The following is a 12,729-nucleotide window of genomic DNA, read 5'->3' on the forward strand; positions in this document are numbered from 1 at the left end:
TCATTGCGTTTCTCCCACGCCAATTGCCAATCCGTCGTACCACCAGGCCGCCAGACTGTATACGTCTGGTGCCTTGAGGACGCTGAAGTGATTGCCCGGTCCCTGCCATGGCGTCAGCTGCGGCATCAGGTGTTGCCACCCTGTTGCAGATGACGCCTGCTCAAGTTGATTGTCCAGAGCATCCAGCTGCGGATCATCCACCAGTACCAGGCTGGCCCTGCCACTGTAGCCTCCGGGCTCTGGCCGATAGACAGTCCTTATGGCGCTGGCAAACGTACGAACAATCCCTTGCAGTGCCTGTGCTGCCAGGCGCGGCGGCAACAACCCGACGCGCACCATGGCCTGTTGCAGCAGGTGCAGTTGAGTGTCTCCATCGCTGTCGGCGAACACTTGAGGGTCGATTTCCAGGCTTCTGCCGGCGGACAACTGCAACGCTTCGATCAGCCTCTCCAACACTGCCGTGGCGGTATAGGGCTTGCAGCGCAGGCCGTCACCACCAGGCGCTTCGCTGTCGATCAGGGTCAGCGAGACAACCTCACGACCACGGGCCTGAAGCTTGACGGCCATGGCATGCGCCGCCCAGCCACCAAAGGAATGCCCGACCAGATGCAATGGGCCGTGTGGATACATTGCTTCGATAGCTTGCACATGGCTCTGCGCTGCCGCTTCCACCCTGCTGTGCGGAGCACTGCGGCCGTCCAGACCGCGCGGCTGCAGGCCGTAGATAGGCCAGTCCGGCCCCAGCGCCTCGGCCAATCCGATGAAACTGGTGACGCTGTCACCGGCACCCGGCACGCAGAACAATGGCGCATGCCCATCCCGCCCGCTCTGGATGGCCAGCAGCGATTGATAAGCCGGTGTCGACGGCGGTGTATCGGGCACTCCATGCAACGCAGCACTGATGCTCCGACCGAGTGTGTCCACGTGAGGCGCCTGCATCATTGTCATGTGATCCCCAGGCACGCTGACACAACGCAACTGGCCTTTTGGCAGGACTTCGCCCCAGCCCAGTGTAGGACTGGTGCCTGGCGGTGCCATTGGACGCTGCTCTGCGCAGAACAGGTGGATCGGCAAACCGAGCGGTTCCAGCTGGTAATGCGCCAGGGCGTGACCGTGCGCCACTTCCCGGTCCAGGTAGTGATGCAATTGTTGATCGCTGGCCTGCGCCAGTTCCTCGTACAGCAGTTCCTCGTCGCGGCAAAGTTTCAGTAGGGTTTCAAAGTCCGGCAGGGTCGCCTTTCCGCTCAACGAGGTCAGACGCGCCAATGCAGCAGCACCCGCCACGCCCTGGGTTTTCCAGTGCGCGATGCAGTGCGACAGCAATTGCCGCTCAAGCAGGTCAGGTCCTTGCCAGCGTGCCTTGCCCTGATCAGTCAGGCGCGACACGTAGCTGTCGATCAGGCCGAGGAATGCAACGGGCTCGTCCATACCGAGCAGTTGAGTTGCCACTTCATAGGCCAGAACCCCGCCAAACGACCAGCCTGCCAGCCGGTAAGGACCGCGTGGCTGGACCTGCCGAATACGTTCCACCAGCCGCGCCGCCAGGCATTCCATGGTGCGCAATTGCTGCTGGCCCAGGCCAACCCCCGGCAAGCCATAGATCGGGAAGTCGCCCTGCAGGTGTTGTCCAAGGACCGGAAAGTAAGCGTCCAGACCGGTGAAGTCATGAATCAGGAACAGAGGCGGTTCGCTGCCACCTGCCCGTACCGTGACGACCTCTTGAGCTTCGACCGAGGGGGTCGGACGCTGGTCGAGCAATCCGGCCAGCGCTGCGATGCTCGGATGCTGGAACAACTCGGCCAGGGACAGTGACAAGCCTGCTTTTTGCAGCAGGCTGACCAGACGGATCGCCGACAGCGAATGACCACCCAGCTCAAAGAAGCTGTCGTGTCTGCCGATTCGGCCCACTTCCAGAACGTCGGCCCACAGCTGCGCCAGACGCTCCTCCAATGCCGTAGTCGGCGCTTGATAAGCAAGGTTCGCCAGCGCGGCCATGTCCGGGGCTGGCAAGGCCTTTCGGTCGACCTTGCCATTCTGGGTCAACGGCAGTGCATCCAGACCGACAAAGACTGCAGGCACCATGTATTCCGGCAATTGCCCTAACAGGTGCGCTCTCAATGCAGCACTTTCGAGCGCAGCGTCGCGACGAGTGAAGTAACCCACCAGGCGCAACGAACCATCTTCCAGATGTTGCGTAGTCACAACGGCTTCGCCAACGCCCGGGCATTGCGCCAGGTGCTGTTCGATCTCGCCCAGCTCGATGCGCACCCCACGGATTTTGACCTGATCGTCGTTGCGGCCCAGGTATTCAAGGGTCCCGTCAGCCAGCCAGCGCACCAGGTCGCCGGAGCGGTACATTCTAGCCTCGCTGCTGTCGCTGAACGGATCATCAAGGAAGCGCTCGGCGGTCAGGTCCGGACGGTTCAGATAGCCACGTGCTACGCCTGTGCCGCCGATATACAACTCGCCGGGCACCCCGAGCGGCACTGGCTGGCCCTGCGAATCCAATACATAAAGCCGCGCATGGGAAACAGGCTTGCCGATGTGCAAGACCTTGCCCGGCTCCATCAGGCCAGAGCTGGCAACGACCGTAGTTTCCGTCGGGCCGTAGTTGTTGACCACCGCGAAACCAGGGTCCCGATTGAAGTGACGCAAACGGTCGCCACCAATCAACAGGGTTTTAAGGGTCGGGTGACGCAACTCACGGCTGAATGCATATTCGGCCACCGGTGTCGGCAGAAACGCGACTTGCAGAGGTTGCGCCAGCCACCAGTCGAGCAACACATCCAGCTGTTCGTTGCCAATCTCCGCAGGCGGCAGATGCAACACTGCACCGGCACACAACGCAGGCCATACTTCCCAGGCCATTGCGTCGAAACCAAACCCGGCAACGCTGGCGGTATGACTGCCTGCACGCAGATCGAATGCCTGACAGTGCCAGTCCACCAGATTGTTCAGCGTTCGATGCTCGACCATCACACCTTTGGGCAGCCCGGTGGACCCCGAGGTGTAAATCACGTAAGCCAGGTGACGCGTGGTCATATCCGCAACATGCGGGTTGTCGGTGCGTTGCGACCAGTCCGGGCGATCTAGAACCACCACCGGTACAGCCAGGCTGGGCAGACGCGCCAGCAGGCCGGACTGAGCCAGCACCACCACAGGCGTGCTGTCTTCGAGCAGGTAGCCGATGCGCTCGTCCGGATGTGCCGGATCGACCGGGACATAGCTCGCCCCGGCTTTCAACACCGCCAGCAAGCCGGTGAGTGTTTCGAGCCCGCGCCGCGCCACTACCGCCACACGGTCATCCGGACGTACGCCCAAGCCCATAAGGTGATGGGCCAGTGCGTTGGCGCGACTATTCAGCTCCGCGTAGCTCAAGCGCTGGTCACCTGCCTGGGCAGCCACAGCGTTCGGCTGATCAAGCGCCTGTTGCTCAATACGCTGATGAATGGTCAGCGAGTTCTCTGGACTGAGCGCTTGGGCATTGAAGCCATCGAGCAGTTCGTTTCGTTCAGCGCCCGGCAGAACATTCAGCGACTGAATCGGCGCGGTAAGTTTTTGCTCAAGGGCAATGACCAGGTTCTCTACGGCGCAGGAAAGGTAAGCGCAGACACGCCGGGCATCGATGCCCGTCGTAGTCAGCGCAGACAGGTCGAACGCCTCGCCCAGGTCATCGACGCTGAGCGTCAACGGGTAGCTGCTGCGCTCACCGGCCTGCAACAGTTCGATCCCCTGCCAGGCTTTTTCGGCAGCCTCGTCGTGTTCTCCGGGCGCAGTGCTGTGGCGGTAGTTCAACAACGCGCTGAACAACGGCGCGCCCGCAGGCAAGGCGCTGCAACGCTGGGCAATTGCCAGCGAGGCATGCTCGTGGGCAAGCAATCCGGTCAGACGCAGGTGGGTCTGCAACACCGCGTCGCGTGCAGTCTGACCGGAGAGGTCAATCCGCAGCGGCAAGGTATTGATGAACACCCCGAGCGTACGCTCTGCCCCCTCGGTGCCGTTCAGGCGCCCGAGCAGTACGGTGCCGAACACCACTTTGTCGCGTCCGGACAACCGGCCCAATACCTGAGCCCAGGCCAGATGCATCAGGCTGGCAGGGCTGACGCCCAGTTGCCGTACTTGATCGCGCAGCCGCTGGCTCAGCGCTGCATCCAGGCGCAGCCTGGCGTCACTCGGAACCTCCGGCCCCGGCAGCGAAGTCTGGCCATACGCCAGGGTGGGTTCGTCCAGGTCACCCAATTGCTCGCGGAAGAACGTTTCATGCGCGTGCTCACCCGCGCCCAGCAAGGTCTGCGCGATGTAATTGCGGTAAGGCACTGGCGCGGGCAGTTGTGCCTGCTGATCCAGCAGTACTGCCTGCAATTCCCGGCTCAGCAGGTCGAGGGCGACGTGGTCCATGATCAGGTGATGGAACAGCAATACCGCGACGATACGCTGGTTGTCCGGGTCGTCGGCGTGCACCAGACGCAGCAGCGGTGCACGGACAAGGTCCAGCGGTTCGGGGTCGGCCAGTGCCGCCAGCGGCAATTCGATCACCAGCAGGTCGGCATGACGCCATACCACTTGCACAGGTGTTTCCAGGCCTTCCCAGCACAGCGAAGTACGCAGCACATCGTTACGCGCGATGACCTTCTGCAGCGCCTGGCAAAAGGCATCAAGCCGTGAGCGGTCGGCAAACGCAAAGCGCGCTTGCAAGCGATAAGGGTCATCCTCACCGGCTGACAGGTAATGATAGAAAATACCTGCCTGCAAAGGCCCTAACGGGTAAATGTCCTGAACATTGGGCGCACCGCCGGTCATGCTGGCGACGACGCGATCAATGCCTGCCTGATCCAGCTTCACCAAGGGCAACAGGTCCGGGGTGATCGAGGTGCAATCCGTACCAATCAGGTTGGCCGGAACCTTCACCTGACTGCCGTTACCGATGGCGCGGGCCAGGGCCGCCAGGGTTGGCTGGGCAAACAACACGCGAATATCTGCGTCCATGCCGCGACGACGCATACGAGCGATCAGGGTGACGGCGAGTAGCGAATGGCCGCCTAGTTCGAAGAAGTGATCGTTGCGCCCTACCTGCTCGACCTGCAGCAAATCGCTCCAGATCTCGGCAACGGCTATTTCCAGTTCGCCTTGCGGCGGCTCGTATTCACGCCCCGGCAGAGCGTCGCGGTCCGGTACGGGCAAGGCGCGGCGATCCACCTTGCCATTGGCGGTCAACGGCCAGGCATCAAGGCGTACAAAGGCGCTCGGCACCATATAGCCTGGCAGACGGGCCAGCATCTCGGCACGCAGTCCGGCGACCTCAATGGCGGAGGCAGCGGCGTGTTCGATGAAGTACGCCACCAGACGTGGTTGCCCAGGCTCGTCTTCGCGGGCCAGAACCAGCGATTCTTCGATACCCGGCAAGGCCGCCAACTGCGCCTCGATTTCGCCCAGCTCGATGCGCACACCACGAATCTTCACCTGATCATCGTTACGGCCCAGATAATCCAGCGTGCCATCGGCATTCCAGCGCGCCAGATCGCCAGTGCGGTACATGCGCGCTTGCGGCTGCCCACTGAACGGGTCGTTCAGGAAGCGCTCGGCAGTCAGTTGCGGCTGGTTCAGATAACCACGCGCCACGCCTTCGCCGCCAATGTACAACTCGCCGGCAACACCCAATGGCACCAGTTGCTGCTGGTCGTCGAGCAGGTACACGCGGGTATTGGCAATCGGTGTGCCGATATCCAGGCTGCCATCCGGCAGCAGGCGACCCGAGGTGGCCACCACCGTAGCCTCGGTCGGGCCGTAGTTGTTGATGACGGCGAAGCCCGGGTCACGATGGAACTGACGCAGACGGTCGCCGCCGATCAACAGCGTGCGCAGGGTCGGATGATGCAGCTCGCGACTGAACGCATATTCAGCCACCGGGGTCGGCAGAAAGGCTACTTGCAGCGGTTGAGCCAGCCACCAGTCAAGCAGCGCGTCGAGCTGCTCGTTACCGATGTTTGCAGGCGGAAGGTGCAGCGTTGCACCGGCACACAGTGCTGGCCATATTTCCCAGGCCATCGCGTCAAAGCCGAAACCGGCAACGCTGGCAGTGTGGCTGCCTGCGTGCAGATTGAATGCCTGGCAATGCCAATGCACCAGGTTGGCCAGGGTGCCATGCTCGACCATCACGCCTTTTGGTTGCCCGGTCGAGCCCGAGGTGTAGATGACATAAGCCAGTTCGCGGGACGTCAGCCCCGCCACCAGAGGATTATCCGCCTGCGCCGACCACTCGGGTCGATCAAGCGCAATCACCGGCACCGCCAACGCTGGCAGGCGTGCGATGAAGGCCTGTTGAGCAAGTACCACTACCGGTGCGCTGTCGGTCAGCAGGTAGCCAAGGCGCTCATCGGGATGCGCCGGATCCACCGGCACATAGCAGGCACCGGCCTTGAGCACTGCCAGCAGGCTCACCAGCGTGTCCAGCCCGCGGCGCGCAACCACCGCCACCCGATCGTCCGGGCGCACGCCAAGGCTGATCAGATAATGGGCAAGGCTGTTGGCCTGGCGGTTCAACGCTGCGTAGCTCAGCGACTGTTCGCCAACCCGGGCAGCGACGGCTTCAGGCAGACGTGCGGCTTGAGCTTCGATCAGGCCATGAACGGTCTGGCCTTGCGGGAAACTCACCGCGCTGGCATTGAGGCTTTCAAGCAGATACTCGCGTTCCTGAGGGCCCACCAGCGGGATATCACCCAGCACCGCGTTTTCGTTATTCACCAGCGCGTGCAGCACCTGTTCGAAATAACCGTAATAGCGCTGCACCGTGGGTTCATCGAATAGCGCGGTTGCGTATTCCAGCGTGCCAAACAGCGCGTCACCCTGCTCACCAAGGTTCAACGACAGATCAAACTTGCAGACCTGACTCCCCTGCTCGACCACGCTCAGCGACAGGCCGTCCGTGTCCGGTAATGAGGTTTCACCGGCCAGCCAGTTGAGCGTGGTCTGGAACAACGGGGAGTGAGCCAGGCTGCGGGTCGGTCGGACAATTTCCACCACCTGCTCGAATGGCAGGTCCTGATGATCCTGAGCCTCCAGTACCCGCTCCCTGACCTGTGCCAGCAATGCATTACCGGTCAGCGCCGAGGCTGTATCGATGCGCACGGCCAGCGTGTTGACGAACAGCCCGATCAGCCCTTCCAGCTCCGCACGACCGCGTCCTGCAATCGGGCTGCCGACCACCACTTCGGCCTGACCGGAAAGACGCGCCAACAATGCGCCCCATGCGGTCAGCAAGGTCATGTACAGCGTGACGCCTTGCCGTTGCGCCAGCGCTCGCAAGCCTGCCGTCAGTGGCCCGTCCAGCCGCACGTTCAGGCTGGCACCGGCGAAGTCCTGCTGCGCCGGGCGGGGCCGGTCGGCAGGCAGCGTCAGTAGCGTCGGTGCGCCTTCCAGCGCTTGTCGCCAATAGGCTGCCTGATGTTGCAGGCGCTCGCCGCTCATCCAGCCCTGCTGCCATACCGCATAGTCGGCGTATTGAATAGCCAAAGCTGGCAGGGGATCGTCCTTGCCTTGATGCAATGCCGGGTACAACGCGAGCAATTCGCGAGTCAGCACGCCCAGCGACCAACCGTCGGCGACGATGTGATGCACCGTCAGCAACAACACATGCTGCTCGTCTTCCACCTGTAGCAGGCAGCCACGGATCAGCGGCCCACGCGTCAGATCGAACGCTGCGGTGGCCTCTACAGCAACACGTTCGGCCAGTGTTTCCGGCATTTGACGCAGATCTTCAACATGCAGGACCGGCATGGCCGCAGGCGCAGTAAACACAACCTCTGCACCCTCCTCGCAGGCGATGAACCGGCTGCGCAGGGTTTCGTGGCGCTCGATGATCCGCGATACCGCAGCGGTCAGCGCAGCAACATCCAGCAAGCCCCGTATGCGCAGAGCCAGCGGGATGTTGTACGCCTCATTGCCACCCTCCATCTGCGCCAGGAACCACAAGCGCTGCTGGGCGAACGACAGCGGTAGCGACTGATCACGCGGTGCAGGCAGGATCAACGACAGTTCACTGCGTCCGGCACCGGCCAGCGCACTGGCGACGGCGGCCAGCTCGCCCAGCGCGAAGAGTTCGCCCAATGGCAACTCCATGCCCATCTGTTGACGCACCTGCGACACCATGCGCATGGCCAGCAAGGAATGCCCGCCCAGGTCGAAGAAGTGGTCGTGGCGGCCTACCTGTTCAATCTGTAGAACTTCAGCCCAGATCTGCGCCAGAGCCACTTCAATCTCTCCCTGCGGTGGCTCGTAGGCCAGCCCCAGCAGCGACGAGTGATCCGGTTTGGGCAGCGCACGGCTGTCGAGCTTGCCGTTGGCAGTCAGCGGCAGCGCGGTCAGCTCTATATAGGCTCCCGGAACCATGTATTCAGGCAGGTTGGCCTGCAGATGAGCACGCATTTGCTCAGGCCCAGGGGCATCGGCCTCCTGTTGGCTGGTGAAATAGGCAACCAGACGTACATTGCCCGGCTCGTCCTCACGAGCCAGAACAACGGCCTCTCTGACCCCCGGCAACTGGTGCAGACAATTGACAATTTCGCCCAGTTCAATACGGAAGCCACGGATTTTCACTTGATCGTCGTTGCGTCCCAGGCATTCCAGCTGGCCGTCATCCAGCCAGCGACCCAGATCGCCGGTGCGGTACAGCATGGCGCCAGGCTGATCGCTGAACGGGTCGGCAATAAACTTCTCGTCGGTCAGATCCTGGCGGTTCAGATAACCCAGCGCCACACCGTCGCCACCGATGTAAAGCTCGCCAATAGCTCCCAACGGTGTCAGGCGCTGATGAGCGTCGAGCACGTAAACACTGGTGTTGCCGATGGGTCGACCGATAGGCACGTACTCGGCCTCATCGGCCAGCGTTCGTACTTGGCAGGCAGTGGCGAAGGTGGTTGTCTCGGTGGGGCCGTAAGCGTTCAGCAGGTGCAGACCCGGTGCCTGGGCAAGCAGTTTGCGGAAGCTGGCCGGGTCTGCGCGCTCTCCGCCTGAAAGCAGCAGGCGCAGGCCCCCAAGTGCCTCTGGAATCAGTTGCACGTACTGGTTGAACAGCGCGGTGGTCAAAAACAGCACGCTGACATTGCCCTGACGCAGGGCCGCGCTGAAACGCATCGGGTCAATCAGCGTGGTGTGCTCGATCACCAACAACTGCCCGCCGTTGAGCAATGCACCCCAGACTTCCATGGTGCTTGCATCGAACGCCGGATTGGAGGCAAAAGCGATGCTGTCCTGCTCATTGAAATCGGCATAACCGTTGTTCAATACCAGTCGGGTTATGCCGCGATGGGCGACACGTACGCCTTTTGGCGCCCCCGTCGAACCGGAGGTATACATGACGTAAGCCGCTGTATCAGAGGCCTGTGGCAAGCCCGGATCATGCGCAGGTTGATCGTCGAGAGTCAGGCGGTCCAGATCGATACGCCGCACGGATGAGGCAGTCGACATGGCGCTCTGCGTCAACACGTATTTCGCCATGCAGTCATCGAGCATGTAATTCTGCCGCTCGGCAGGCGCGTTGACGTCCAGTGGTACGTAGGTCGCTGCACATTTACCGATCGCCAACTGGCTGATCACCAGTTCCAGCGAGCGAGGCAGCAGAATCGCTACATGCTCATTGGGCTTCACACCTTGCCCCAGCAGGTAATGGGCCAGGTGGTTGGCACGTTCGTTCAGCTCTCCATAAGTCAGCGAACGGCGGCCATGCACGGCAGCCACTGCATGCGGATGCAGCGCAGCACGGCGCTCAAACAGGCGATGCACGAGCTGCTCGCGGGGGTATTCACGACGGGTGTTGTTGAACGTGGCCGACAACAGCGCGTGTTCAGCCTCCGGCAGCACCGATGATTCGATCAAAGCCGTCTCCGATTGCTGCTCCAGTGCCTGCACCAAATGGACAAGAGCTTGTTGCACATAAGCGCAAATCCGTTGCGGATCAATACCCGGCGCAGTCTGGGCAGTCAGGCTGAACGCATCGCCGAAGTCATCGATACACAGGGTCAGCGGGTAGTTGCTGCGCTCTTCTGCATGCACGACCTCAATCCCTTGCCATGCAGCGTTGCTTGCCTGGTCATCGACCTCAGGCACAGCGCTGTGGCGGTAGTTGAGCAACGTATTGAACAGCGGCGCGCCAGCCGGCAAGGCGCTGCATCGCTGGGCCAGTGCCAACTGAGCATGCTCGTGGGTGAGCATGCCGACCAGACGAGCGTGCAGGTCGAGCACCGCACTGCCCGCGCAATGCCCGCCCAGGTCCATGCGTAGCGGCAAGGTGTTGATAAACACACCCAAGGCCCGCTCGCCGCCTTCGCCACCGCGCAACCGTCCAAGCAGTACGGTGCCGAATACCACGCTGTCGCGCCCGGACAACTGCCCCAGGACCTGAGCCCAGGCCAGGTGCATCAAAGTAGCGGCGCTGACGCTCAGTTGCCTTGCCTGATCACGAACCTGATGGCACAGGTCGATGTCCAGTGTGAGTCGGGCCTCGCCAGGAATCTGATCTGCCGATGCCATTACCAGGCCGTAAGGCAGGGTCGGCTCATCGACATCGCCCAACTGCTCGCGGAAGAACGCTTCATGGGCCTCGTCGCCAGGCCCTTGCAGGACGTGGGCGATGTAATTTCGGTACGGCACGGGCGCTGCGAGCGACGCTTCGTTGCCCAGCAGTACGGCCTGCAATTCATGGCTCAGTACATCAAGGGCAATATGGTCCATGATCACATGGTGGTAACGCAGAACCGCCGCAATCCTGTGGTTGGCGGGGTCATGGGCATAGACCAGATGCAGCAGCGGAGCCTGAGTAAGGTCCATGCGTGGGGCATTGAAAAGGTCGTGCAACGCTGTCTCTTGAACGTGCATGGGAGCCTGACGCCAGACCACCTGCACCGGCGTTTGCAAACCTTCCCAGAACAACGCGGTGCGCAGCATATCGTTGCGTTCGATCACCCGCTGCAATGCATCGCAGAAAGCGTCCAGCCGCGATACATCGGCGAACGCGAACTGCGGCTGCAACAGGTAGGGATCGCTGTCCCCGGCGGTCAGGTGGTGGTAAAGAATGCCTGTCTGCAAGGGGCCCAGCGGATAAATATCCTGCACATTGGCGGCACCGCCCGGCACCTTCGCCACGATACGGTCGATGGCTGGCTGATCCAGCGCTACCAATGGCAGCAGTTCGGGTGTAATGCGCTGGCAGTGCGCCTCGATCAGGTTGGCCGGCACTTTGACTTCAGTGTCGCGACCGACGGCGTCAGCCAGTGCTGCCAGTGTTGGCTGAACAAACAGAACACGAATGTCGGCACGCATGTCCAGACGACGCATACGCGCAATCAGGGTCACAGCCAGCAATGAGTGGCCGCCCAGTTCAAAGAAGTTGTCCTGACGCCCAACCTGCTCCACATGCAGCAATTCGGCCCAGAGGCTGGCCAGGGCGATTTCGATCGTACCCTGCGGCGCTTCATAGGCTCGGCTGGCGATACTGTCGCGATCCGGTGCAGGCAAACTTTTGCGGTCCAGTTTGCCGTTCGCCGTGACTGGCAGGCTGGCCAGCCTCACAAAAGCCGCAGGCACCATGTATTCGGGCAGCAGCCCCGACAGCCAGGCACGCAACTGCTCGATATCCAGCCCGGTTTTATCTTCACCGCAGGTGTAATAGCCAACCAGTCGTTTGTCGCCCGGCACATCCTCGCGTGCCACTACCACCGCGTCGATGACATCCGGATGATCGTTCAGGCGAGACGCGATCTCACCCAGCTCAATACGGAAACCGCGAATCTTGACCTGTTCGTCGTTACGGCCCATGTATTCCAGGCTACCGTCGGCCATCCACCGTCCAAGGTCGCCGGTACGGTACATGCGCGCATCGGGTGCAGTGCTGAACGGGTTGTCGAGGAAACGTTCGGCCGTGAGCGCTTCACGGTTCAGATAACCCCGCGCCACACCGGCACCGCCAACATACAGTTCACCGACCACGCCTACCGGCACCGGCTCGCCGCGGGCGTCGAGGACATACATCTGCAAATCGGGAATACGCTTGCCGATAGGACTGGCACCGACACGCATGGCGTCTTCGGGCTGCAACGGGTAATAGGTCACATGCACCGTGGTTTCGGTGATGCCGTACATGTTCACCAGCTGTGTTGCGGCGTTCACGTTGCGGGCATACCACGGCTTGAGCATCGCTGTTTCCAGTGCTTCACCGCCGAAAATCACCTGGCGCAGCGAGTGCGCCTGCTCGTTCTCGCTTTGGGCAGCGATCAGTTGCCGGAACGCGCTCGGCGTCTGGTTGAGCACCGTTACCCCGGCACTGCACAGCAGGCTGTAGAAGTCTTCCGGCGAGCGGCTGACCAGTTGCGGCACGATCAACAAACGTCCGCCATACAGCAATGCGCCCCAGATTTCCCAGACCGAGAAATCGAAGGCAAACGAGTGGAACAGTGCCCAGACATCCTTTTCGTTGAAACCGAACCAGTCATCGGTGGCCGAAAACAGTCGTGCAACGTTGCGGTGTTCGATCATCACACCCTTGGGCTGACCGGTTGAGCCCGAGGTGTAGATGATATAAGCCAGGCTCGTGGGCTTTACCGGCACCTGCGGATTAGAGGCGGACTCGTCCTGCAAATCGGTATCGTCGAGACTGATTACCGGCACGTCTGACACCGGCAGGGCGTGCTGCACTGACCGCTGACTCAACAACGCCACTGGCGCGCTGTCGCCGAGGCT

Annotated in this window: 1 protein-coding gene (running past one end of the window); it reads right to left on the reverse strand. The window is 61.7% G+C overall.

From position 1 onward, the window contains the following. On the reverse strand, positions 1–12,729 hold the 3' portion of the coding sequence (locus tag AO068_RS20815; protein WP_058409318.1) for a non-ribosomal peptide synthetase. It continues 5,058 nt past the right edge of the window; 12,729 of the gene's 17,787 nt are visible here — the last part of the coding sequence; the start codon falls outside the window, past its right edge; its stop codon occupies positions 1–3.

The sequence above is a fragment of the Pseudomonas sp. ICMP 3272 genome (assembly GCF_001466905.1).
GTDB lineage: Bacteria > Pseudomonadota > Gammaproteobacteria > Pseudomonadales > Pseudomonadaceae > Aquipseudomonas > Aquipseudomonas amygdali.